The sequence below is a fragment of the Thermogemmata fonticola genome, assembly GCF_013694095.1.
Lineage (GTDB): Bacteria > Planctomycetota > Planctomycetia > Gemmatales > Gemmataceae > Thermogemmata > Thermogemmata fonticola.
This window is the reverse complement of the sequence record NZ_JACEFB010000002.1, coordinates 332,938-359,677: the sequence shown is the minus strand read 5'-3', so window position 1 is coordinate 359,677 and position 26,740 is coordinate 332,938. Positions and strand designations below refer to the sequence as shown.

Genomic DNA, 26,740 nt, shown 5'->3' with positions numbered 1-26,740 from the left:
TTCATAGACGCTCTGAAACGCTTTGTTGTTGCCGTCATTGTGGCAAATGGTCCGTGCTCTGGCACCGGTACCGCGCAAACCACCGTCAGGGCATTCTGCCCAGGATACTCTTGGCCTTCGCAAAGAGGGTTTCTAAAACGACACGGATTGTTACGCTGCACTGGTGCAGCGGTGGGCCGATTCTCAAACACAACACAGCCATGAGCACCAAATACGTCTATTTTTTCGGCGGGAAGACAGCGGAAGGCAACGGGCAGATGCGGGACTTGCTCGGCGGTAAGGGAGCCAATTTGGCCGAGATGTGTTTGATCGGCATCCCCGTTCCCCCTGGTTTCACCATCACCACGGAGGTTTGCGCCGCTTACTACGAACACGGCAAGAAGATCCCGGAGGAGGTTCTGCCCCAGATCGATGAGGCCCTCAAACGTGTTGAAGCCTTGGTCGGCAAAAAGTTCGGCGATTCAGCAGATCCTTTGCTTGTTTCCGTCCGTTCGGGCGCGGCCCTTTCGATGCCGGGGATGATGAACACCATCCTCAACTTGGGTTTGACCGATGCCAGCGTCGAAGGTCTGGCGCGAAAGACGAACAACCCTCGCTTTGCCTATGACAGCTACCGCCGTCTGATCGATATGTTTGGCTCCACAGCTATGGGAGTCGATCATGACCACTTTGAACACGAACTCCAGCAAATGAAAGAGGCCAAGGGGGTCAAACTCGACACCGATCTGAACGCCGAGGACCTCAAAGAATTGGTGCGCCGCTACAAGGCGGTGTATCGCAAGCATGTGGGAGATGACTTCCCCCAAGATCCCCGCAAGCAATTGATGCTCGCCATTCAGGCCGTCTTCAATTCCTGGATGGGCAAAAAGGCGGTGGAGTATCGCCGCATCGAACGGATCACCGGCCTCAAAGGTACAGCGGTCAACGTCCAGGCGATGGTCTTTGGCAATATGGGGAACACCTCCGGCACAGGGGTGGCTTTCACCCGCGATCCCAACACTGGCGAAAATGTGTTCTATGGGGATTACCTAATCAATGCCCAAGGGGAAGATGTGGTTGCCGGCATCCGCACGCCCGAACCGATCTCCCGACTCAAGGAGGTCATGCCTCAAGTTTACGAGCAACTCTGCGACATCCGCCAGAAGCTGGAGCAGCACTACAAGGACATGCAGGACATTGAGTTTACGGTCCAGGAAGGCGTGCTTTACATGCTCCAGACCCGTGCGGGCAAGCGGACGGGGACAGCCGCCGTGCGCATTGCGGTCGATATGGTCCGTGAGGGCCTCATCGATGAACGCACAGCCGTGCTGCGGGTCAATCCGGAATCTCTCAACCATCTGCTGCTGCCGCAATTGGACCCTAAGGCGAACATCAAGCCAGTCGCGCAGGGGATCGCGGCCAGTCCCGGGGCGGCCTCCGGTATCGTCCTGCTGTCCGCCGATGCAGTGGTGGAACATCACGAGAAGCATCCCCAGGACCCCATCATTTTGGTCCGCAAGGAAACCAGCCCGGAAGATGTGGCCGGCATGCACTTGGCCGTGGGCATTCTCACTAGTACAGGGGGCAAGTCAAGCCACGCTGCGGTCGTCGCTCGCGGGTGGGGCAAACCCTGCGTCGTCGGTTGCGAAGCGGTCAAAATCAGTGAGGAAGCCGGCACCATCACCATCGCAGGACACACCGTCAAAGCCGGCGAATACATCACTATTAACGGCACCACGGGAGATGTCATGATCGGCAAGGTTCCCACCGTGCTGCCGAAGATCACCGGGGACTTCGCGACCTTAATGGAGTGGGCGGACAAGTACCGCAAACTCCGTGTCCGAACGAATGCCGACTCCCCCGCTGACGCTGCCAAGGCCCGCGAATTCGGAGCCGAGGGTATCGGACTCTGCCGCACCGAACATATGTTCTTCGGCGAAGGGCGTATCCTGGCCATGCGAGAAATGATCCTGGCCAGCGACGAAGCCGGACGCCGCGCTGCCTTGGCCAAAATCGAGCCACTCCAGCGCGAGGACTTCATCGGCATCTTCGAGGCGATGGATGGCTATCCCGTCACCATCCGCCTCCTCGACCCACCCCTGCACGAGTTCCTCCCTCACGATCATGCCGCTCAAGAGGAATTGGCCCAAAGTCTCGGTGTTCCCGTCGCCAAGATCAAGGAGCGCGTGGACGAATTGCATGAGTTCAACCCCATGATGGGATTCCGCGGCTGCCGCTTGCCCATCGTCTATCCAGAAATTGCTGAGATGCAAGTCCGGGCTATCATCGAGGCCGCCATCGAAGTCCACCGCCGGGGCAAGAAGGTGCTGCCGGAAATCATGGTGCCTCTCGTAGGTACGATCGAGGAGCTGCGCTTCATCAAGCAGCGTATTGTAGCGGTCGCCGAGGAATGCATGGCCAAAGCTGGCGTCCGCATCGAGTACCAGATCGGTACCATGATCGAAGTGCCGCGTGCCGCCCTCACCGCTGACCAGATCGCGGAAGATGCCGAATTCTTCTCCTTCGGTACTAACGACCTGACGCAAATGACCTTCGGGTTCAGCCGCGATGACATCAAATCGTTCATGCCGACTTATCTCCGCGAAAAAATCTTGCCGGTCGATCCCTTCCAGTCCATCGATGTCAAAGGTGTGGGTCAGTTGATCGAAATCGGCGTGCGCAAAGGCCGCGAGAGCCGGCAGAGCAAATACGGCCAGCATCTGAAGGTCGGCATCTGCGGCGAACATGGCGGCGATCCCGACAGCATCCGCTTTTGCCATCAGGTGGGGATGGACTACGTGAGTTGTTCCCCCTTCCGCGTGCCGATCGCCCGCCTCGCTGCCGCCCAAGCGGCCCTAGGTGACATCAAACGGGATAAGTGAAGCAGCGCAGAGCGAAATCGGGGCAACTTGCCGCCTGCTTTGGGGTGCGCGGCTACTATCTGCCTAGCTTTACGCTCCGTACACTTTTTGAAAGGCAGCAAACACCGCGAAAGCCACTCCTCATCAACCGGATGGCTCTCACTCTGTCGCCTTTGGGGAACCTTCGGCGTGCCTAAGATTGCCCCAGCCCTTCCCTGCCAGTGATGAGGCTTTGTTTCCCTTCCCCCATGTTTTATGGATTATTAGGAAGGCGCAGGATGATCAGAGCGGGTACAGCTTGAGGGGAGCGGGACGCTTTCCGAGCCAAGTAGGACTTGATCTCGGCAGAGAGGAAGTGGGCAGTGCGGGCAGCCGGAGGCGCCCAAGTGGTCACAAGCCCCGACTTGTCCATGCTCTTCTTAGCCAACAGACTACGGATGATTTCATCCGCCGTACCGGCACTTAGAGGACGCTGCGGAGCCTCCCTGACCCCCTTGTTGTCGCTTTTATCCGAGCGGACTTTGACATTCAAGCCGGGATCCACCCCCAACACCTCGCGCAAGTCCCGTTCATCGTGGGGAGACAAAGGCATCAAGTGCACCATATCGAACAAGCGAGGCGAAATTTTGGCATCCTCTCCATGCAAGAGGAGGAAGAAACGGGTCAACTCCGCAGGCGTCAGATTGTCACAATAGAGCACGACCGCTGTGATTGGCGCGCCTTTCTTCAGGCGGTCCGCCGTAGTCGCATCCACCGCCAAGTGTAAGCCGGCCTGGTTAGCGGCTTTCTGGAGCCATTGCACACCCCGTGCCAGATCACGGGTAAATAGATCGATCCGGACCGCCGATTCACGTTGGACCTGCTGGAGAAAGGCCAATTGAACATCTTCCCGATCAAATTCTCCGAGCATTCGCAAAAACGGCAGGCGTATTTCCGCCATATCGATACTGACAGGGGGAGGCAACGGAGCGGTGAAGATATCGAGTGGCGCTTCACGCGGCGGCGGAGCCTGAGCAACCCCTTTCTCAGGCGAAGGAACGGCTGGGAGGCGATCGGGAGATTCCCCAGGAGTGTGAGACTTAACAAGAGCGGAATTCCGATCTGTGATCCCTGAACGAGACGGCTGATGGGGACGATCACCTTCGCTATTCCGTGGGTCGGTAGTTTTATCGACGGCTGTGGCGATCACGGAAAAGGAAGCCTCAGGATCCGTCTGTCCCTGAAAGCTATTGAATAGCCAAGCAGTAGCGACAAGTACACTGAAAGCTACCGCGGCGAGCACTAGGCCCGATACGAGACGCCGGCGGCGATACGGATGGCGTCGTGCTGCAGTTCCCTCGGCTGCGGCAGCCTGGGGAACCGAAGAAACCAGCGGCATCGCGGAAGCAGCAGCAGGCACTTGAGCTTTTGGGATGAAACTGTTGCAGTGGGACAGCGTATTGAGCTGGCCACCGAGAGTGATAGGGGAGGATAATCCATCCGCTGATTGACCAATGGCTACGTCCCCCGAAGCCGATTCCCGCCGCGAGGTATCCTGGGAAAGGGCGCTCTGCGTCGCTGGAGACCAAGCGAACTCCGGGAAGCAGGTGAAAAGTTCCTGCGGCGGTGGTGGCGGGTCCACTGCCCGGAGCCGCTTCTGGAACTTCCGCCATACGCTGTAATACTTGCGGGCCGCCGGTGACTGCGACAACAGATCGGCCAAGCGTTGGTGCTGTTCGACGGTCAACTCCCCGTCGAGGGCAGCGTGGATCAATTCCAGTTCTTCTTCGGACAGAGTCATGGCAGTTTCAGATTTTATCCGATTCGGGCAAGCTCGCCCCGCCCGGATTGAGCCGTTTATGGGTTCGTGGTGCGCTCGAGGCATGTCCGTTGTTCGTATCCGGGGTATCAGCTTCGAGCGTGAGCACGCCCAGCAATTGGGCCAGTTCCAAACGGGCACGGTGCAGGCGGCTGCGGACCGTACCTATGGGAATTCGCAAGGCTTGGGCAATTTCCTCATAACTCATCTCTTGGATGTCCTTCATGCAAATGATGATCCGATGATCCTCGGACAGCTTTTGCATCGCCCGGTATAGCTCTGTGATGTCCTCCTGGTGCTCCATGCTTTCCCCAGGATGCGAGGCCGGAGCGGGGGGATCGTAGGGACTTCCGCTGCCGTCGTCATCCGGAATCGGCTTTTCCTTTTTACTTCCCTGGCGCCTCTGGTGGCTGATCGCTAAGTTGGCCGCTATTCGGTACAGCCAAGTGAAAAACTCCGAATCTCCTTTGAAACTGGCGATCGACCGCCAAGCGTTTAGGAACGTATTTTGTAAAACGTCGTCCGCATCGTCTCGGTTTCGCAATAAACGATAAATCGTATGGTAAATCCGCCGGGAGTAGCGCCGGTACAGCTCAGCAAATGCCTCGGCATTCCCGCGCTGGGATTGCTGGATTAGTCGCCGGTCATCCCACTGGTCCAATCCCTTCACGTGTCACTACCCGTTGGACGTATGGATAGACGGGAAAGTTCCCACCAAGCCTTCAAATCCACCGCTCAAACTGTCCCTCCCCCCTCCCCTCATCTGTCCCCAACTCCAGACCTTCCCTTCGGCGGCGCCGATATTGCCTCTGTCGCAACAGTACGCCCAAGCCGTGTTCCTAGAGAAAACGAGATAATGCATTGGGGTGCCGCACCACCTTCTACTACACCACTTTATCGCGGTTCCAGGTCCCGGTAAACAAAGTCCAGGAAGTTGGCCACACCACCTGCTCTGCCAAACTTGACTTCCGCCTGGAGAATGCCACGCTTTCCTTCCAACCTTCACGGCTGGCCTCAAACGCTCGTTGCTTACCCCTACTGACCGCTTGATCCATAATTCAGCATACCACACAGAGAGCTGACCACGGACGGCATACCGACGTGGAAACCCTTTCCATACTCCCGAGCGCTAGGTGAGGTTAGGAGAGTGGTCTGGTAATGGGGTAGGACAACGGTCTGGTAATGAGGAGGTGTGGAGATGTGGAAAAGAGTGCATGAGATTGTGATAACAATGGATGAGAGGATATCCGCCAGGATGCGGGAAGGAATAGATTCATGGACACGACCAGATTGGTGGTACGGGGAGCGCGCGAGCACAACCTGCAAAATGTGGACCTGGATTTGCCGCGTGAGCGACTGATTGTGTTCACCGGCGTCAGCGGATCCGGCAAATCCTCCTTGGCGTTCGACACTCTGTATGCGGAGGGGCAGCGACGCTATTTGGAAAGCCTTTCCAGTTACGCCCGCCAGTTTTTGGATCAGCTTCCAAAGCCGAATGTCGATTACATCGGGGGGCTATCTCCGGCGATCAGCATCCAGCAGAAGACGGCTGGGCGGAATCCCCGCTCGACTGTGGGCACCATCACCGAGATTGTCGACTATCTGCGCGTCCTGTTTGCTCGATTGGGTCAGGGGCACTGTCCCCGATGCGACCGCCCGATCACGGCTCAGTCGCGGGAACAGATCATCGGGCAGATTCTGAGTTTGCCGCCGGGGCAGCGGGTGCAGATTCTCGCTCCCATCATCCGCGGTCAGAAGGGGGAGTACAAGGACTTGTGCGCGGAGATGGTCAAGCGGGGCTATACGCGCGCCCGGATCAACGGCCAGTGGGTCCGCTTGGATGAAGACATCCATCTCGACCGGCGGTTGAAACACACCATCGAGATTGTGGTGGACCGCCTCCAACTGCGGGACCCTTCTGCCTCGGACAGTTCCCTACGCGTGCGGATCGCAGAAGCGGTGGAGCAAGCTCTGTCGCTGGGCCAAGGCACTTTGATCGTCCACCAGGAAGCCCTTACCGAGCCGCCATCCCGAAGCCGGCCCATTGGTTCGGCTGCTTCCCTCCGTTCCGAGGCCGCTGTGGATGCACGCTCGGATGGGACCGATCTTCTCCTATCCGCCCACTACGCGTGCAGCTTTTGCCAGATGAGTTATGACCCGCCGACCCCGCAGATGTTTAGTTTCAACAGTCCCCAAGGAATGTGCCCCCAGTGCGACGGCTTGGGCACTTCCTACACCTTCGATCCTCAACTTCTAGTGCCGGACCCCTCAAAGAGTCTCTACGAAGGAGCGATTCCGCTCATTGGAGCTGTGCGGAGCATGGGGCGTTGGCGGCGGCATATCTACGAAGGAGTCGCTCGGAGTTTCGGAATCGATCTGAAAAAGCCATGGTCAAAGCTCAAAGAACGGGAGCGGAGACTCTTACTTTACGGCAGCGACCAGCAACTTGTGACCTGGCGGTGGCGGCAAAGCAACGGCCAGACCTGGGAACACTTCGGCTATTGGGAAGGAATTATTCCGCAACTGATGTCTCAGTTCAAAAAGTCGAGCAGCGGTCCGCGCCGCCGCCAAATGGAAAAGTACATGCGGATTGTCCGCTGCCCCGAATGCCACGGCTATCGACTCAATGCCCAAGCCCGCGCCGTCCGACTGGGCGGCAAGACGATTGTGGAATTGGGTGAAATGCCCATTGGTCAGTTGGCCCTTTGGTTCGAGCAGTATCAGGCGCAATTGACGCCAGTACAGCGTCTGATCGCAGAGGATGTTCTGCGAGAAATTCGCAATCGCCTCGATTTCCTCCTCCAAGTGGGCCTGCACTATTTGACGCTGGACCGCCCTGCCCCGACACTCTCCGGCGGTGAGGCCCAGCGGATTCGACTCGCAGCCCAGATCGGCAGCGGATTGGTGGGTGTTCTTTACGTCCTGGACGAACCGAGTATCGGCTTGCATCCCCGCGACAATGCCCGGCTCCTTGCCAGTCTGCAACGCTTGCGGGACATGGGCAATACCATCATTGTGGTGGAACATGATGAAGAGACGATGCGAGCCGCAGATGTGCTCGTGGATTTCGGTCCCGGACCTGGCCATCGCGGCGGTCAAATTGTAGCTCTAGGACCACCCCAGCACTTCCTCCAACAGGAACATTCCCTGACCGCGCAGTATCTCTCCGGCCGCAAGCAAATACCCACTCCTCCCCAGCGCCGACGCGGCAATGGGCGGGTGCTGCGCATCGTCGGTGCTTCCCACAACAATCTCAAGAACATTACGGTGGACATTCCGCTGGGATGCTTCGTCTGCGTCACCGGTGTCAGCGGTTCAGGTAAAAGCTCACTCGTCAACGATGTTCTGCTGTGTGCCCTCCAAGAACGGCTCCGTTCACGAGCGAATGGGCGCTCCCTCGCCGATGACGAAACGAACGACGACGAAGTGTCAACGGATGGTCCTGTGCCTGCGACTGCTGGCGCCCATGAGAGACTGGAAGGCATCGAACACATTGACAAGGTGATTGCCATCGATCAATCCCCCATCGGCCGAACGCCCCGGTCCAATCCGGCTACCTACATCAAACTCTGGGACGAAATCCGGCTTTTGTACGCTCAGATGCCGGAGGCAAAAGTCCGCGGCTACAAACCAGGACGTTTCAGTTTCAACAAACCCGGAGGGCGCTGCGACGCGTGTGAAGGCAACGGCGCCCGCCGTTTGGATATGGACTTCCTCGCCGATGTTTGGGTCACGTGTCCGGTCTGTGAAGGCCGGCGCTTCAATCGGGAGACCCTTCAGGTTCGCTATCGGGGCAAGTCCATTCACGACGTACTGGAAATGGAAGTAGCTGAGGCCTTGGAACACTTCGAGAATGTTCCGAAGATCCGAGCGATGCTACAAACCCTCCACGATGTCGGCTTGGATTACCTCAAACTCGGCCAGCCCTCCCCCACTCTTTCCGGCGGTGAAGCCCAGCGTATCAAGCTAGCTCGCGAACTGATTCGCCGTAGTACCGGACGGACACTTTACATTTTGGACGAACCGACCACGGGCTTACACTTCGAGGATGTCCGCAAATTGCTCGAAGTGTTGCATAATTTCGTCGCTGCGGGAAACACCGTTCTCGTGATCGAACACCATCTCGATGTCATCAAGACGGCGGATTGGATCATCGATTTGGGTCCCGAAGGGGGAGAAGAGGGCGGGCAAATTGTCGCAGTGGGGACTCCGGAAGAGATCGCCCGCTGCCCTCATTCCTACACGGGTCAGGCCCTGGCCCGGTTGTTCGGAATACGGCCGCAGCCGGTCGCTTTCACCGAGAGCCGCTCCCGCAGGAAGAAGGCCACCAACGGCAAGCCGTCACGTGCGGATAGTCTTGCTAGCACGCCTTTGTCAGAGGAACTCTCTCCGCGGGACAAACGCCTGACTCATATCGACATTCGCGGCGCCTGCCAGCACAATCTGAAAAACATCTCCACGCGCATCCCCCGCGAGCAGATGACGGTCTTCTGCGGTCCTTCCGGCTCCGGCAAATCCTCGCTGGCCCTCGACACCATCTACGCTGAAGGACAGCGTCGCTATGTCGAGTCCCTCTCCACCTATGCCCGCCAGTTCCTCGGCCCTGTGCAAAAGCCGAAAGTGGAACAGATCAGCGGTCTATCCCCCGCCATCTGTATCGAGCAGAAGACGAGCAGCCGAAGTCCGCGTTCTACGGTCGGCACAATCACGGAAATTTACGATTACTTGCGGATTCTCTATGCCCGGCTCGGTGTGCGGCATTGCCCGAATTGCGGCCAAGCCATTGGGACTCAAACGACGGACGAAATCGTGGACAAAATCCTATCTCTGCCGCCAGGTACAAAAATCTATGTGCTGGCACCGCTGGAACGCAAGGGGCAGGAGAAGTACTCGGTCCTGTGGGAGGAGGCCCGCCGGAGCGGCTACACCCGCGTGCGTGTCGATGGCGTGACCTACAGTTTGGACGAAGTCCCTAACTTAGATCACCGTCGTAAGCATGAGGTGGAAGTGGTAGTGGACCGCCTGGTAATCCGGCCAGCCTTGCAAAACCGCTTGTCAGAGGCGGTGGAACAGGCCTTGGCCCTGGGCCGCGGTGTCGTGCGCATGGCTCTGGTCGACCCGGATCGTCCTGAACCACAGTGGCGTGTGATGCCGTTCTCCAAGCACTTGGCATGCGAGCGGTGCCAGTTGAGTTTTGAACCACTCCAGCCTCATCATTACTCCTTCAACAGTCCGCTAGGGTGGTGTCCCAATTGCGAAGGTTTAGGCATCCAACGGGGCGTGGCGGCAGAGCAATTGGGCATCCTTTCTCACCGGACCCTGCGTCAAGGTGCGATTCCCGCCTGGCCTTCCTGTCGACACCCCCAGGACCCTTGGACTCCATTTGCGGAAGCGCTCGCTCGCTATGGCGGGTTCGACCTGGACACGCCCTGGCAGGAACTGACACCCGAACAGCAGCAGCTCATTCTCTACGGCAGCGGCAACGAGTGGATTCCCCTGGCCGCTAATCTGGGCACCAGCGAGGATTCAGCCCGGTTCAGTCCCCGGCGCAAAAAGACCACGCCGCAAAACGCCGCGACCTTGCCGCAACATTTCCAGTACAAAGGGATCATTCCGGCCCTGGATGAAGCCGCCCGCTTAGTCTGGCACTACCGCCAGCATTTGCAACCTCTATTGCGGGAAGTGCCTTGTTTGGCCTGCCGGGGCAGCCGGCTGCGCGCCGATGCCGCCGCGACGCGCTTTGCCGGCTTGACCCTAGGTGAATTGTGCCACAAGACCATCGCCGAGGTGGAACAGTTCTTCGCCAATCTCTCACTCAGCCAAGAAGAGCAGCACATCGCTGGTGAGGTGCTCCGCGAGATTCGCCAACGCCTGCACTTCCTCGTTGAAGTCGGGCTAGAGTATCTCACGTTGGCCCGGCCTGGTCCCACCCTCTCTGGCGGGGAAGCTCAACGCATCCGATTGGCTGCCCAAGTTGGAAGCGGTTTGACCGGCGTGCTCTATGTACTCGACGAACCGACCATTGGTCTGCATCCGCGGGACAATCATCGGCTCCTGCAAGCTTTGCAACGGCTCCGCGATCTCGGCAACACCCTCATTGTCGTGGAGCACGACCGGGAGATGATCCGCTCTGCAGACTACGTTCTGGATTTCGGACCAGGGGCGGGACGTGAAGGGGGACAGATCGTTGCCTCTGCTTCACCCCAGCAGTTGCTCGAATTGGAACACTCGCTGACAGGGAAGTATCTCTCAGGCCGCCAGGCTATCCCCCAACGGGAACACCGCCGCTCGCCCGGCTCGCAGTGGCTCCGCTTGCAGGGCATCAACCGTCACAACCTCAAGAATCTGGACGTAGCCATTCCCCTGGGACTGTTCGTGGCCATTACCGGCGTCAGCGGATCTGGTAAGTCCACGCTGGTCCACGATGTCCTGTATCAGGCTGCCGCGCTCCGCTTGGCCGGTTACCAGACGCTCCCGGTCGATGCTCCCTGCCAAGCCATCGAAGGCGTCCAGCATCTTGACAAGATCATTCGCGTGGATCAGGACCCCCTGGGCAAGTCGCCCACCTCGATGCCGGCCACCTACACCGGCGTTTTCGATCACATCCGCGCTCTATTCGCTCGCCTCCCCGAAGCCAAGGTTCGGGGCTATACGGCGGGGCGTTTCAGCCTCCACATTCCCGGCGGGCGGTGTGATGCTTGCGAAGGGTTGGGACAGAAACGGATCGAGATGCACTTCCTCCCGGATGTCTGGATCCCGTGCGAGGTGTGCCACGGCAAGCGTTACAATCCCGAAACCCTCGCGGTCACCTATCGAGGCAAGAGCATAGCCGATGTGCTGGACCTGCCGATCCGTGAGGCCTTGCACCTGTTCTCGGATCACCCGAAGATTGAGCGCATTTTGCGCATCCTCGATGATGTAGGTCTGGGTTACCTTTCTCTGGGTCAACCGGCTCATACCCTCTCTGGAGGTGAGGCTCAGCGTGTCAAACTCGCGGCGGAATTGGCCCGCCCCACCAGCGGCAAAACACTTTACATCCTCGATGAACCTACGACCGGCTTGCACTTTGAGGACATCCGCCGGTTGCTGGATGTTCTGCATCGCTTAGTGGATGCGGGTCATACGGTCCTGGTAGTCGAACATAACTTGGACGTGATTCAGACTGCCGACTGGATCATCGATTTGGGGCCGGAAGCAGGGGAAGGTGGCGGAAAAGTTGTCGCTAGCGGACCGCCAGAAGAAATCGTCCGCCTCTTCCAAGCCGGAAGGCCAACCCATACAGGCCGCTTCTTGGCTGAGCGACTGGCCACCTCGGCACCTTTACTGGCTTCCCCCTCCAAACCAGCCCAAACTGCTCCCAAGTCCCCTCGCCTTCCGGCACCGGTGTCTTTCTCCTCGCCCCACCTGAGCCACTCCTGTGCTAGGGAAACACCCCCCGCAGCCTCGGCTCTCTCTGCGGATGGACAGGGCATCGCTAGCGCAGCACCTTCTTGCTCCAACAGTGGCCCACCTGCTCTTTCTTCGATCGAACGGCACATGCCGTGGGTGCGGAATTGGGAAGCGTGGCATACCGGCCCCAAAGGTTTCCCACCAGCTCAAACCCGCCGTTGGCCCATCGCACTGCTGAAGACTCTCCTCGAGCACGCTCGCCAACTCTGCGGTAATCACCTGCTCCTGCACTCGCAGCCAACAGCAATCCTCTTGCACCTCTCCTTGCCGGATGCTACCGGGGAATTGTGCCGGATCACTACCAAACATCCCGATGCCCTCATCGTGGAATGCGACCTGTCGGCCTCCCAGGCGAAAAGCGCCGAGTTCCGCCGCTGGCAGTCCTTTGCCAGCCCATCGTCATCCCCCCGTGGAGACAGCGCAAAAAAGATAACAACCTTGCGCCTGGCTCTCTCTTGCGTGGAAGACCTGGAAACCACGGCCGTTTTGGAACTTCTCCGCCTCCTCTACGAACGGCTCGCCTCCTCATGTATAACCGCCCGTTCCCCAACTCCAAGGGATAGCCGCCGGGTCTCGACGCCCCGGTAGGATGACTCACTTCAGCCGCTTCTGCTCAAGATCAGCCGTCAAGTCGAAGAGCAAATCCCATCGTTGAAGATCAAATTCCGCACTTAGTGGGGGAAAGGCGGAAACTCAGGGGAATACGAAGACTGAGCTGGTGTCTCCCACGGGGGAAGGCCGGACATTTGCCAGCAGCGTGCCAGTGCTAACCAAGCCAAACGCATGAGCTGAGCAGGCGGACCGCGCCAGAGTTCCGGATTGGTCACTTCGACACTGATGGCCCCGGCATAGTTCAGCCGTTGGAGATGCTGGAATAGCGATGTCAAAGGTAGGTCACCTTCTCCGGGAAGAATGCGGTCGGAGTCGGACCACAACTCGCGCGGCAATCCCGCCACATCGCAAATCTGAACATGGTGCAGTTGGTGGGGGGGTAGTCGGAGCAGGTCTTCGGTCTTGCTCGGTCCTTTGAAAAAGTGGAACCAGTCCAGACACAAGCCCAGATTTCGCGCAGGGAAAGAAGCTAGAACTGACAAGGCTGTGTCCAAACAGTTGCAGAAAGGGGAGTCCGCCTGGAACTCCAGAGCCAGCCTGACCTGGAATGCGTCCGCCCAGTCTGCAGCACGCTGCAACTGCTCGCAAAAACCGGGCCAGTCCGACCGCTGCCAGGGAGTCGGAAGATCGAGGGATACAATCATCAGTGGGATATTCAAAGCCTGGCAGAGTTCCAATCGGCGGCGAAAAAGCTCCCAATGGCTCCGGCGAGCCGTCTCATCCCGGTGGAATAATCCTCCCTGCCCGGCGGCGGCTACCAGGCGAATTCCTCGATCTTGGATCAGATGACGGGTTTCCGCCAGTGTGTGCCCTTCCAGATGCTGTTCCAGTTTGGTCAGCCAAACCTCCAGAGATGGACACCCGATATCACTGGCGAGATCGACATCCTCCCCGAACGATTGCGGCAAGGTCGTCAGTTGCGACAGACAGGGGAACATAGGCATGCCGTTCAACCCACTTGGGGACTGCGAGGCCGGGTTTTGGGAGGAATCTTGTTCTCCTTTTTCTGAGGCGGAGTAGGTTCCGGTTCCGGACTGCTGGTAAAGGCTCCAAAGATCCAGAGCAACAGGAGAGTCACGGCAGTAAGGTGGAGCACTCCGCCCAGTAGGAGCATGCGCCGGGACCGAGCGCGTTCTTCGTCGGTGATGGGGCGGGCCCGGCGTTGGGGAGGTTCTGTAGCCGCACTGGCAGCCATATGACTGGACCAGGCCTCGCTCCAATCCGCGGCAGGTTCGGGACTTACCGAGGAGGATTGGACAGGCACAGCCACCGGTAAATGCCGGGACGAGACAGATTCCGCCAGCGGCGCTGATTCTGGCAGATCCTCCGCCAGGGGCAAACTCCCTGATCGGGAAGGAACGCTGGTCTCCGTGGCCAGACCCTGTTCGACTTCGGCTGCGGTAGGCCGTTGGCCCGGTTCACGAGCTAACATCCGTTCCACTAACGCCGAGATTTCTGTGGGGATGTCGGGGCGAAGGCGGGAGAGCGGCTTGAGGGGAGTCTGGGCAATCGCTTCCATCAGGGCAACAGGGTCATCCCCTTTGAATGGCGGCCGGGCGGTCAGAAGGAAGTAAAGGGTAGCACCGAGAGCGTAAACATCGGCGGCTGGGGTGGGCGTCGGATCGTCGAAAAACTCCGGCGGCAAGTAGGCCAAGTATCGCCGGGGAGGTGGCTGCTGACGGACGGGAGGCAAGCGGGGTAGCAGCCCCAATTCCGTCAGTTTGATAGTCGCATCGGAAGCAGGTCGGCGGCTGCGCGTGCCATCCGGTCGAACCTTTTCGCGGAGCGGACCCAGAACGAGATGGGCAGGGCATATCCGTCCATGCGTCCCCCCTTGTTCATGTAAGCTCCGCAAGACAGAGGCCAGAGCACGCGCCATTTCCCGGAATACTGGACCGGGCATCGGCCCGCCTAGCTCCCCTGTCAGAGTTTCGACATCGGCATGGTCACCCAGTGGGTCCAATACGATGTAAATGTCGTCGTCCGTGCGCCCCACATCAAGGGCGGCCGCCACGTGAGGATGCTGCCACATGCCCCATTGCCGCACGCGCTCGAAGAAAGCCTCCACAGGTTCTCCCAGCGAAGCCTCGTCTGCCTTCAGCCGCCGCAGTAGCAATGGAAGCCGCAGGGTAGGATGTAGAACCTTGTACACCATACCGCCTGTACATGGACCGATCTCCTCCAGCACGGGATAACCGCCCAGATTCAACTCTTGGCCCCGTCCCTGGAGTAACGCTTCCGCCTGGTAACGGGTCAATATGCCGCGCTCCAGCAAGTATTGGCACAATCGTTCCAGTCCTTCCTGCGGCCAATCTGGCTCCTGCACCAACTGCTCAATTTGTTCGGGAAACAACAGACGCTGGGATCGAACCTGCTGCAAAAACCCGATGATTGAATCCGAGGGCATAGCGATCCTCATCTTGGGCAGGGTCATTACGGATATGCCCATTTTACCACGTGATTATCGCAACGGATGGGCATCAGCTCCATTTTTTGTTAACACTGACAATTCCGCAGAGACGCAAACTCGCGCCTTGGGATAATCCTGGGCGTTGGGGTCACTCCTGGGCACCGAGGGTGATTTCCTGAGTATCAGCTTGGCTTTTGCCCGCTGTACCATGGCGCGACTTTGGAACATCCCCCGCTCCAACTGCTCGGATCGCGGACACGCTTGGCGTCTCATCTGTTCCCGCCTTTGGAGGAGAAGGAGGACTGGCCGAAAGTGGAAGGTCAGCCTCCCCGACCGCGGCCAACTCGGAGCTATCCGCCGTAACGGCCGCCAGGGTTTGGTGCGATTTTCTGCAACGCAGGCGGCGGAACCAACGGAAAGGACCGCGCTGCCACCATTGGATCAAGTCATCCCACAGAGAATAGGCCACCGGAGTCACCAGCAAGGTCAAGAGGAGAGACAGCATCTGGCCGCCAAGGATTACCTTGGCCATGCTGGCACGGGAAGCTGCTCCCGGCCCCCGACCCGTGGCAATCGGTATCATCGCCGCTACGAGCATGATCGTCGTCATCAGGATCGGACGCAACCGAACGGCGTTAGCTTGGAGAATCGCCGCATCGCGTTCCAGCCCCTGCTCCCGCAGATGGTTGGTGTAATCGATCTGCAAGATGCCATTTTTCTTGACGATCCCAAAGAGCATGAACATGCCGATCATGGCATAGACATCCAACGGCGTGCCCAACATCCACAAAGAAATCAGAGCAAACGGTATGGTCAGAGGCACCGCCAGCAGAATCGTGATCGGATGGACGAAGCTTTCAAACTGCGCAGCCAGAATCATGTACATGAACACGAAGGCCAAGATGAACGCAATGGCGAAATTGGTATTCGAGTCGGCCATCAATTGGGCATCGCCTAGGAATTCGTAGCGATATTCCGGCGGCAGATTGAGACTGTCCAAAAAGGCTCGCATTTCCGTCAAGGCTTGTCCGAGGTTCACGCCGCGGGGGAAGTTGGCTTGGATGGCAATCTGCCGCTGCCGTCTGAAACGTTCGATAGCCGCCGGTCCTGGTTCTGCTTCGATCGTGGCGATGTTCCGTAGCTCGACCAGACGCCCATCGGCAGTGGGAACGGTCAATTCTTCGAGCAAAGCGGGGCGGTCCCGATAGGCTGGCGCCGCTCGCAGCCAGATGTCGTACTGCTCGCTTCCTTCCTTGTACTTGCTGACAGGCTCGCCGCCGACCAGCAAATTGAGGGTCGTAGCTATGCTCCGAATATCAATCCCCAAGTCCGCAGCGCGATCCCGGTTGATCCGGACCTGCAACTCCGGGTTGCGTGTAGCGGCATTGGTGTCAATATCGCAGAACAGATCGGGGCGAGAACGCATCCAGCGCACGATCTGCTCGGCATACTCTTCCAGTTGGCGTGAGTCAGGCCCCGTGAGGCTAAAGTCCAATTGGGCATTCTTGAAGGCACTGGAACTGACAACGCGTACATCCTGGACCGCCGAGCGGATGTCGGGATACTCGGCCAGAATGTGGCGCGCTTCGTCCATCGCATCTCGTTGGGTGAAATCCCGCTGACGCAGGTCGATCATCTGGCAGTAGATGAGAGCTTGAGTGACATCCCCTTGCCCCTTGGGAGCTTTGCCATCTGTCGGTCCGATGGTCGTGAAGATGCTCTCCACTCCGCGGACCTGACGCAACTTTTGTTCGATCTCCTGACAGATGCGGTCGGCTTGGTCCAGTGATGTTCCGGGCGGTAACCGCAAGGCCACCTCGAATTCGCTTTGGTCATCCTTCGGAAGAAAATCGGCCCCTGTCAGGAGAAACCACATGGGCGTACTAGCAAAGGTGCCTAAAGTGGCTATGACAATTACCCATCGATGGCGCAGCGACCAGCGGAGTATGGCCAGATAGATGCTTGTCAGCCAGCCGCGGTCATGGGAGTGCGAGCGAGTCTCTTTCCGAGCTACCGGCTTGAGGAAGCGGGAACAGAGCATCGGCGTCAGCGTAAAACTGACGACCATGCTCATGAGAATGGTAAAGGCAACCACAAACCCATAGCTGTTGAAGAAGCGCCCCACCAGGCCGCTCATGAAGGCAATGGGGGCGAAGATGACGACAAGGGAAAAGGTAGTCGCCATCACAGCGAGGGCGATCTCGCGCGTGGCTTGGCTGGTAGCCTCTCGCGCGGACAGGCCGTATTCCTCCATGTGTCGGAAGATGTTTTCCAGGACGACCACCGCATCATCGATCACAATCCCCACAGCCAGAATCAGCCCGAGCAGTGTCATCGTGTTGAGGGTAAAACCCATGAAGTCCATGAAGGCGAAGGCGGCGACGATGCTGGAGGGCACCGCCGTAGCCGCGATCAACGTGGTCCGCCAATCGCGGATGAACAGATAAATGACACCGATGACGAGCAGTGCTGCCAATAGAAGATGGAACTTCACCTCATCAATTGAGGACTGAATGAAGCGAGCCTGATCGCGGATGACTTCCACGCGAATGTCGGGTGGCAAGGTGGCCCGGATCTTCTCCAAGCGTTGCTTCACCGACTGGGACACTTGAACGGTGTTGGCTCCGGACTGTTTTTGAATGATCAGGCTCACCGCTTTCTGGCTATCCAGGCGTGACAATCCTCGCGGTTCCTCGATTCCGTCTTCCACATCTGCCACATCTTTCAGGCGGATGGCATACTTGCCCCCATCAGGGGTTTGGCGGGTCGCGATGACTAGATCGGCAAATTCGGAGGGTGAAAGGATGCGTCCTAAGGTGCGAACGCCGAACTCGAGGGTGCCGCTGTCGATCCGTCCTCCGGGCAATTCCAGATTCTGGGCTTGCAACGCCCGGCGAACATCCTCCACGGTTAGACCTCGCGCCCGCAGGTCCGCAGGCCGTAATTGCACATTAATCGCGCGTGTTTCCCCACCGACCAAAATGATTGCACCGACCCCCAAGATCGATTCCAGGTCTTCCTTGATCCGCTTCTTGGCAATTTCTGTCACCTCGCGCAGGTCTCGTCCCGATCCTCCCGAAACCACGAGGGTGAGAATTGGAGCGGTGTTCAGATCAAACTTCTCGACGACCGGCGGATCAGTTCCTGTCGGAAGCCGTGGGAGCAAGGTAGAAATCCGGTCCCGCACATCTTGGGCTGCCTGCTCACCGTCTCGCTCGATTTTGAAGCCAATGACGACAATCGATATCCCCTCGCGGGTAGTCGAACGCAATTCATCGATGCCCGCCACGGTGTTGACCGCTTCTTCGATCGGCCTGGTGACGGACGTTTCCATCTCCTCGACACTGGCGCCCCGCAGGGTGGTGGTGATGATGACTACAGGAATATCGACGTTGGGAAACAATTCGACACCCAAGCGGCCATAGGATGCCAACCCCATAATCACCGGGGCGAGCATCAGCATGGTGGTGAACACCGGGCGGCGTATGCAAATATCCCAAACTGCCATAAATTCCCCTCGATCGGTTCCTAGAGCGGATTTGGTGTCAGGGTGGCGTCACTCCCAGAGTGTCATCTGTTATCCTCGAACAGTCCGGGATGGAAGCAGGTGTGTCAGGGGGGCGTCACTCTTTGCGGCGGATGGAACTGCCATCGACTAGGCGTAACTGGCCGCTGACCACCACTTCTTCGCCGGCTTGCAGTGCTCCGCGCACTTCCACCCAGCCTTTCTCGCGGATCCCTAATTCCACGGTGACGCTTCGGGCCGTATGGTCCCGCACTACAAACACCTTGTGGACGCCCGCAAAACTGACGATAGCCTCTGGCGGAACCGTCAGGATCGTATCTGGGATCGGAGAGAGGATGCGGGCCTGAGCAAACCCACCTGCACTGAGAGCGCCGTCGAAATTGGGAACTTCGATTTCGACCTGAAAGGTGCGCGTACTGGCGTCTACTACGGGAGCAATGCGGCGGACATGCCCGGCAAAACGCCGCTGCGGCCAAGCCTCCACCTGCAACTCAACACGATCTCCCACAGCCACCTGAGGGCGATACTTTTCCGGCACTGCCACCCGTAATTTCAGGATTTGATCGAGCACCAAGCGATAGGCCACGGTCACAGGCATGGCCCGCACCATTTCTCCTAAACCAACCGAACGTTGAGCGACCGCTAGCCGTATGGGGTTGCCTGCGGGACCGAGCAGGGCAGACCAGGCCAACCACAAGGGTGGCGTCGGTACTCGCAAACGAGTATCTTCCCAACGCTGCTCCGCTTCTTCTAGGACCGCTTTGAGGCGGCGAGCATTGGCCCACAGCACGCGGGCTTCAGTTTCGGCCAGTTCCACAGCGGCCCGCGCTGCTTTGACCTTGGCCCGTGCTGCATCCAAAGCCTGTTGCGAACCTACCCCTCGTTCGGCCTCCAACTCAGCACGGACCAATTCCTTCTCGGCTAGTTCCCAATTCGCCCGCGCTTGGGCCACTGTGTCAATAGTGCTCAAGTGACGCTCAAACTCAGCCACCGATTCAGGGAGTCGCCGGAGTTTTAACCGCTGCAACTCACCCTCATACGCCGCACGAGCCTGCGCCACGGCCAAGCGGTAATCCGTCGCATCTAACTCCATCAGTACTGCTCCCGGAACAACGCGGTCCCCCACGTCATGGTGAATGGAGACCACGCGGCCATCGACCTTGGCTGCGAGCGGCATCTCTTCGTAAGCGTTCAACGTCCCCATCACCGTGATGCCGCGGGTCAGAGTCCGTTGCTTCACCAGGACGGTCTGAACCGGAATGGGCAGGTCTTGACCTGTAGGAACGTGAGAAGTCGCTGCCTTCTGGCAACCCAGCAATCCTACAGCAGCCAACAAAATTCCCCATCTTCTGCCGTCGTAGATGACCCTGATACCCGCCGTCTCGGTTCTCGCCATCGTTGCTCCCCAGGATGATGACCATTTCCGATACCATTCCGTGCTGCCTGTTTTTGTTTAGCCCGATGCCTTCTGCATTCTTCCCTATCACTTCTCATGAAAGGCATGTCTTGTGATCTCAGCGTTCTGGTATTGGAGAGTTCCCACAGGTTCCAAAAGCGGATCGGACGGGTCTTTCGCACATCACCCACCTTGAGGCGGACTTCCTGCAGACGCCACAACGGACGGCACATCCGCCAGGTCGGGACGGCGTAACAAGCCATAGAGGATGAGGTCAGTGATCGCATCTGCCTGGGCGTCCGGATCCACTGGCCGACCGGATAACAAATTGGTTAGGATCGTGCCGTAGAGAAGGTCCCCGACCGTAGCGAAAAGTTGCTCGAACGGAACCGGACGAATGCGACCTGTGGCCAGCAGCCGGTGGTAAAACTCCTGATGTTTGCGGAACTTCTCATCGTCACATTGAGCCGCGAAGTACAAGGGGCGGTGATGCTGCGGAAAAGCCGCCCGTTCCTGAATGAATAATTCCGCCATTTCCGGACGGCGGTGAAAGAAGTACAAGTAAGTGCGGATGGCTTCCCGCAGCACTTGCAAAGGGTCGCCGGGTTGCTGGACCACCCGATCCATCTCCGTGGTCAGCTCTTGCAGTCCCCGCTCTACTGCTGCCAGAAAGAGCTGATCCTTAGTTGGAAAGTAACGGTACACCGTTCCGTTTCCCACTCCGATGTAATTCGCAATGGTTTGCACGGTCGTGTTGGCAAAGCCATGGGAGGCGAAGACCCGAGCTGCCACGTCCAGAATCTGGGCTTTCCGGCGTGCCTCTAAGTTGGGGTCTTTGGGGCGTCCCGGCCCAACTCGCTCTTCCCCTGAACTTGGGGACTTACTTGGCTTCGTTTCCTGACCCTCGCCGTGACTCATCCTCTCCCCTCCCCTTCCATCAGGTGACCAAGATTCTTCTCCTTTTTCAATCGCAAGTTATTTTCACACATAAGCTTACATAAAAATAGCTTTGGAAAAGCCTTGCGATCACTTAGCGTTACCCCATAAATAGTCCGAGTACTCCAACCTCGTCCAATTATTTTCCGGACTAGTCCGTCAACTAATTCTAGACGCTTGTGCAATCGGCGACAAGCCCCTTCCCTCCCCCATCGGCGGGTTACAAACTCGCTTGCAGGTAAGCCTCAAGTCTTGCAGGCCGAGTTGGAGAGGGAGATGAAATGGCGCCCAACTCTATTTGGGGCATTATGCGAGTAACAAATTTCAGGAAGAGCGCCAGGAGGTTGTCGCTATGGCAACCTCATCGGAGTTGGACTTTCCGGATGCTTCCTTGACTGATCCAATGTGGCTTGGCGGAGGGTAAAGTTCGGGTTTACTTCAGCTCCACGTTCCAGTAAGCCTCATTGAGGAAGTTTTGCCAGGCACTGTACTTTTTCTGGGTCAGTTTGAGGCTGAGGATCGGATTGCGTTTGGGTTTCTCCGGCTTGCGGATCAGGGTCATGCCGGCCTGTTTGGGAGTACGCCCTCCCTTACGGACATTGCACTCCAAGCAGGCACAGACGATGTTCTCCCAGGTCGTCTGTCCGCCTTGGCTGCGTGGGATGACGTGGTCCAGGCTCAACTCCTGAGTGGGAAACTTTCGCCCGCAGTACTGGCACTGGTTGTTGTCTCGCGCAAAGATGTTTCGCCGATTGAATTTGACCGTCTGCTTGGGCATTTTGTCATAGCGTAGCAGGCGGATGACTCGCGGCACTTGCAACTCCCGCGAAGGCGTGCGGATCCAGTCTTCATCCTCACTACGGAAGTGGGCCGCTCGAAAGGCGCTCAATTCCGCCCAAGACTCGAAGTCGTAGGTGCTAAAATACCCGCCTTCCTCAACATGAACCACCTCGGCGAGGTTCTTACAGAGCAGGCAGAAGGCTCGGCGGACGGAGATAATGTGGACAGCGACGAACATCCGGTTGAGCACGAGCACACTCGCGTCCAGCGCCGAGTGGGGCGGAACATTCATGGTGGGAGCACCCCTGCACGGGGAGGGGACAGGAGCACACCTCCTAACCTCCCCGGCAAAAAGTATCTGCATTTGTCATCATCTTACCGCCGATTTCAAGTCCCGCTACCATTCTCCGGCCAAAACTTGCCTAAAATTCATCAACGGGAAACGGCACGGTCGGGGCACCTGTCCCTATACCCGTAGAGGAAGGGCCACGGCCCGTGTTGGACCAATATCCGTAACATATTGGTTCGTAAATAAGTTTCGTGAAAGTAAAACCGCACTGGAAGGAACCTTATGACTTCACCCAAGGTCGTCGGGATCGATTTGGGAACCACCTACAGCTTGGCTGCGTACATGGAGGGCGGCCGGCCCGTGGTGGTTCGGGATGCCCAAGGTGTGGCACTCATCCCGAGTTGTATCAGCTTTTTCGAGGATGGAAGCGTCCTGGTCGGCTCCGCTGCTAAAGCCCGTGCTCTTTCGGACCCGGAACATACCATCTTCAGTGTCAAACGCCTCATGGGGCGGACTTTAGCGGACTTGAAAAAAGAATTGCAACTTATCCCCCATCAGATTATCGAACGGGAAACCGCAGAAGGCCGCAAAGTCCTTCACGTGCGTATTGCCGGGCGGGAGTACACGCCGGAGGAACTGTCGGCGATGATCCTGCGGGAAGTACGCCAGCGAGCTGGCAATCCGACCCAAGCCGTGATCACCGTACCGGCCTACTTTGACGACACCCAACGGCAAGCAACCCGCGATGCAGGACGGATCGCCGGACTGGATGTTCTGCGAATTGTCAATGAGCCGACAGCGGCCGCCTTGGCCTATGGCTTGCACCAGCGCCGCCAAGGGACCATTGCCGTGTATGACCTCGGTGGCGGCACCTTCGACTGCTCCATCCTGCAACTGGCAGATGGGGTGTTCCAGGTGCTTGCCACTCATGGCGATACTTTTCTAGGAGGCGATGACTTTGATCGGGCCATTATGGAAGTCGTCGCACGGGAACAGAATTGGGACTTGACCCACCGAGACCCAGAACGGCTGCAATATCTCCGAGATGCGGCTGAGGCTACCAAAATCGCCCTATCCACTCAGCTTACAGCAACGTTGCGCTTGCATCTCCCCTCCAACGAGAAGCGGCCGGCGGTGCACGTGGAACGACAGTTCTCGCGCCAGGAGCTAGAAGATTTGCTCCGCCCCTTTATTGATCGGTCCCTGGAATGCTGCCAAGCCGCACTCCGGGACGCCCAACTCACCCCGCAGCAAATCGATGAAGTGGTCCTGGTGGGCGGGTCCACTCGCATCCCCTATGTTCGCCGCCGTGTGGCGGAATTCTTCGGCAAGACCCCCCATACGGAACTCAACCCCGACGAGGTGGTCGCATTGGGTGCCGCCATTCAGGCGGATATCTTGACCAGCGGCCGGCGCGACATGCTCTTGCTGGATGTGGTACCGTTATCCTTAGGGATCGAAACGCTCGGTGGAGTCGTGGACAAGGTCATCCATCGGAACACAACCGTCCCCTGCCGGGCTACTACGCGCTACACCACTTTTGTTGATAACCAAACAGCAATCGTGCTGAATATCTACCAGGGGGAACGGGAATTGACCAAGGACTGCCGTTTTCTGGGCACCTTCAAGCTCTCCGGCATTCCGCCGATGCCGGCTCAATTCCCGCAGGTCGATGTAACCTTCCTGGTGGATCACAATGGCCTGCTGACCGTCACCGCTAAGGAACAGCGTAGTGGCGTGCAAGCCCAAGTGACCGTGCAACCTGCTCACGGCCTGACTCGCGAGGAAGTCGAACTACTGGTCTTGGAAAGCATCGAGCATGCGGAGGAGGACTTTACCGCCCGACGCCTGATCGAACTCCGGAACAAGGCCGAAGCGGACCTGCGCCACACCGCCAAAGCCCTCGCTCAGGCAGGAGATCAACTCGCGCCGCAACAACGCCAGGCCATCGACGCCGCCATTCAAACTCTGCAAAACGCCTTGACCCAAAACGATCTCGCCCAACTCCAGAATGCCCTCGACACGTTCAACCAAGCCACGCAACCCCTGGCGGAAATCCTCATGAACGAGGTCCTGCGCCGCGCTGTCGCCGGCAAAACCGAACAATCACTTGATCCCAGCAAACTGTGAGAGATAGCCCACTCACCCTGGGAAGAAGAACCGACCGAGCGCCGGTAAAACGTGGTTGAGCATGGATTGTGGAGAGCACCCAAGGCCTCATCTGGTACATCCCTATGCCGTGACAAACCTCATCCCACACAAAGGCAGCACACCCCAAACCGGAGGACGTAGCCATGACTTGGACCGATGCACGAGAGATCGGACGCCTTCTGTTCGAGCAATATGATACGCTCAATCCTCTGACCGTCCGCTTCACCGACTTGCACAAGTTCGTTCTCAACCTCGAAGGGTTTGAAGGGAAGCCCCACGAGTCCAACGAAAAGCTCCTCGAAGCTATTCAGATGGCCTGGTACGAGGAATGGCTGGAAGAGTACGGTGACCAAGATAAGAAATGATCTCCGGAATGGGGCGAACGTCTACCGCTTATCCTCAATCGGCAAGTGTTTCAGCAAGTTCTCATCTTTCAGGGAATAAAATCGTGAAAAGATGAGAAGTTGTGAAACGCTTGCGAGACGCTAGCGGTATATTCCTGAAAGACAGCCCCAGCGTTTCGAGGGGGAAGATGCGGAATAACCGCGACGGCAGAGGGTCACCCCAGCCGGGATGGCAGTTGTCTTCGGAGATGGGATTCGCAAACGGGCCGGGATCGGCCCAAGTCGGCAGTGACAATCGGCTTCTCGGACGCGGAAGAGCGTGAGTTTGAGGGTAACATGTCTAGCAGTGTGATGTCCTCCAGCGCCAGCCAACATCAATTATTGGCCATGCTCAGCCGGCGGGGCATGCTCAGTGAAGAGAACCTCCGGCGTGCGGCGGAAGCCTTGGCCGCTGCGCCAGACTACCCTCCGCACCAAGTGCTCATCGACAAAGGCTTCCTGAAGGAAGAAACTCTTTTGCCGGTCTTGGCAGAGGAATTGGGCTTGGAACTGGTGGACCTAGGCAAGGTACAGGTGGACCGCAGCTTGCTGGAGCAGATGCCGCAACGCCTGGTTCACCGCAAAAATCTCATGCCCCTCAGCCGGCATAATGGCACGCTGATTGTCGCCACCGGCGATCCGTTCGATGCCTACGCCATCGACGAATTTCAGACACTGACGGGGTTGCACGTTCTGCCGGTACTGGCTCCGCCGCGGGAAATTGCTCGGTTGATCAAGCAATACTTCGGCGTGGGTGGGGACACGGTCGCCGCTTTAGCTGAAGAAGCTAAGGACAGACAGGAGGAAATTGAGTTTCTGGAGGCGTTGGAAGCCGACGACAGCGAGATGGCCAAACAGGCTCAGGAAGCGTCGGTGGTGCGCCTGGTCAATCAGATTCTCATCGAAGCCGCCAACGAACGGGCCAGCGACATTCACATCGAAACGGAAGAGCACGGCCTACGCATCCGGTACCGCATCGACGGTCTGTTGCAAGAGCAAAATCTGCCCCCGGAAATCAATCGTTTTGCCGCTGCCATCATCAGCCGTATCAAGATCATGGCCCGGCTCAACATCGCGGAAAAGCGGCTGCCGCAAGATGGCCGCATCAAGATGAAAGTTCAAGGCCGGGAAATCGACGTGCGCGTCTCGATCATCCCTATGATCCACGGCGAAGGAGTCTGCTTGCGTCTGTTGGACAAAGGACGCATGGAGTTCAACCTGGCCGCCGTGGGCATGCTGCCAGACACCTATCACACCTTCAAGCAACTAATCGATCGCCCCCACGGGATCGTTCTGGTCACGGGTCCCACCGGCTCCGGTAAATCCACGACCCTGTACTCTGCCCTCAATGAAATCAAAGATGAAACCCTCAAGATCATCACCGTTGAAGACCCGGTGGAATACAATCAGGTCGGGATCAGTCAGATTCAGACCCATCCCAAGATCGGGCTAACGTTTGCTAACGCCTTGCGCGCGATCCTGCGCCATGACCCGGATGTGATCCTTGTTGGCGAAATTCGCGACCTGGAAACTGCGGAAATGGCGATCCACGCCTCGCTGACCGGGCACATGGTCTTCAGCACGTTGCACACCAACGACGCCCCCAGCGCCTTCACCCGCCTGATTGATATGGGAGTGGAGCCATTCCTGGTCTCTTCCACCGTGGAAGGCGTGATGGCTCAGCGGCTGGTGCGGACCATCTGTCCGGATTGCAAGACCGTAGCGACTCTTCCGGTGGAGGAATTGCCGCTCGATTTCCCACTGCGCAAAAAGAGCAACACGGGTCTATCTGCCTTGGTGAATCTCCCCCCGGCTTTGGCGAAGATACTCCAAGAATACGAAGCTGCCACCCAATATGCCGGTGACGGTCCTGTGCCATTGTGGAAGGGCACGGGGTGCCGCTCCTGCCGCCAAACAGGCTATCGGGGGCGTAGCGGCATCTTCGAGCTGCTCGTCACCAATGACGTGATCCGCGACTTGATCACGCAGCGGGTCAACGCCGGCGTCATCCGGTTGGAAGCCCTCAAAGCCGGTATGATCACTCTGCGCCAGGATGGCTGGCGGAAAGTGCTCAAAGGTTTGACTACCATCGATGAGGTAGCCCGAACCACCGCAGGAGATATATCCTGAGCTGAGCCGATAAGCTAGGAACCCCTGGTGGAGGTATCTA

Annotated in this window: 13 protein-coding genes; 5 read left to right on the top strand and 8 right to left on the bottom strand. The window is 58.1% G+C overall.

All coding sequences use genetic code 11. From position 1 onward, the window contains the following. Window positions 1–200 precede the first annotated feature (200 nt). Window positions 201–2,861, top strand: a complete 2,661-nt coding sequence (ppdK, locus tag H0921_RS04905) for a pyruvate, phosphate dikinase (protein WP_194536920.1) — start codon at window positions 201–203, stop codon at window positions 2,859–2,861. A 232-nt stretch (window positions 2,862–3,093) separates the two neighbouring features. Here ppdK and H0921_RS04900 read toward each other — a convergent pair whose 3' ends face one another. After that, window positions 3,094–4,620 (bottom strand): anti-sigma factor family protein, encoded by a 1,527-nt coding sequence (locus H0921_RS04900; protein ID WP_194536919.1) that lies wholly within the window; start codon window positions 4,618–4,620, stop codon window positions 3,094–3,096. A gap of 7 nt (window positions 4,621–4,627) precedes the next feature. Next, entirely contained in the window at window positions 4,628–5,308 is a 681-nt protein-coding gene (locus H0921_RS04895; RefSeq protein ID WP_315851845.1) for an RNA polymerase sigma factor, read from the bottom strand. Between the two features lie 605 nt (window positions 5,309–5,913). Here H0921_RS04895 and uvrA point away from each other — a divergent pair. Beyond that, the gene (uvrA, locus tag H0921_RS04890) at window positions 5,914–12,675 is read left to right on the top strand and encodes an excinuclease ABC subunit UvrA (RefSeq protein ID WP_194536918.1); all 6,762 of its coding nucleotides are present in this window, start codon (window positions 5,914–5,916) and stop codon (window positions 12,673–12,675) included. Window positions 12,676–12,758: 83 nt separating this feature from the next. Here uvrA and H0921_RS04885 read toward each other — a convergent pair whose 3' ends face one another. From H0921_RS04885 to H0921_RS04860, 6 genes are all read right to left on the bottom strand, one after another. After that, the gene (locus tag H0921_RS04885) at window positions 12,759–13,643 is read right to left on the bottom strand and encodes a sugar phosphate isomerase/epimerase family protein (RefSeq protein WP_194536917.1); all 885 of its coding nucleotides are present in this window, start codon (window positions 13,641–13,643) and stop codon (window positions 12,759–12,761) included. 5 nt (window positions 13,644–13,648) lie between these two features. Further along, window positions 13,649–15,106 (bottom strand): protein kinase domain-containing protein, encoded by a 1,458-nt coding sequence (locus H0921_RS04880; protein ID WP_194536916.1) that lies wholly within the window; start codon window positions 15,104–15,106, stop codon window positions 13,649–13,651. A gap of 151 nt (window positions 15,107–15,257) precedes the next feature. Then, on the bottom strand, window positions 15,258–18,617 hold the full coding sequence (locus H0921_RS04875; protein WP_194536914.1) for an efflux RND transporter permease subunit: 3,360 nt from the start codon (window positions 18,615–18,617) through the stop codon (window positions 15,258–15,260). 115 nt (window positions 18,618–18,732) lie between these two features. Continuing rightward, window positions 18,733–20,031 carry an efflux RND transporter periplasmic adaptor subunit gene (locus H0921_RS04870; RefSeq protein ID WP_194536913.1) on the bottom strand — a complete coding sequence of 433 codons (1,299 nt, stop codon included), beginning with the start codon at window positions 20,029–20,031 and terminating at the stop codon, window positions 18,733–18,735. A gap of 183 nt (window positions 20,032–20,214) precedes the next feature. Next, window positions 20,215–20,949, bottom strand: a complete 735-nt coding sequence (locus H0921_RS04865) for a TetR/AcrR family transcriptional regulator (RefSeq protein WP_194536912.1) — start codon at window positions 20,947–20,949, stop codon at window positions 20,215–20,217. Window positions 20,950–21,400: 451 nt separating this feature from the next. Then, window positions 21,401–22,039, bottom strand: a complete 639-nt coding sequence (locus H0921_RS04860; protein WP_194536911.1) for an HNH endonuclease — start codon at window positions 22,037–22,039, stop codon at window positions 21,401–21,403. A gap of 279 nt (window positions 22,040–22,318) precedes the next feature. Between H0921_RS04860 and dnaK the strand changes: the two genes are divergently transcribed. The 3 genes from dnaK (at window position 22,319) to H0921_RS04845 (ending at window position 26,700) form a co-directional block, all read left to right on the top strand. After that, window positions 22,319–24,166 (top strand): molecular chaperone DnaK, encoded by a 1,848-nt coding sequence (dnaK, locus tag H0921_RS04855; RefSeq protein WP_194536910.1) that lies wholly within the window; start codon window positions 22,319–22,321, stop codon window positions 24,164–24,166. A gap of 164 nt (window positions 24,167–24,330) precedes the next feature. Next, window positions 24,331–24,552 carry a Fe-S cluster assembly protein IscX gene (gene iscX, locus H0921_RS04850; RefSeq protein ID WP_194536909.1) on the top strand — a complete coding sequence of 74 codons (222 nt, stop codon included), beginning with the start codon at window positions 24,331–24,333 and terminating at the stop codon, window positions 24,550–24,552. Window positions 24,553–24,867: 315 nt separating this feature from the next. After that, window positions 24,868–26,700 carry a GspE/PulE family protein gene (locus tag H0921_RS04845; protein ID WP_228499006.1) on the top strand — a complete coding sequence of 611 codons (1,833 nt, stop codon included), beginning with the start codon at window positions 24,868–24,870 and terminating at the stop codon, window positions 26,698–26,700. The last annotated feature ends 40 nt before the right edge of the window (window positions 26,701–26,740 follow it).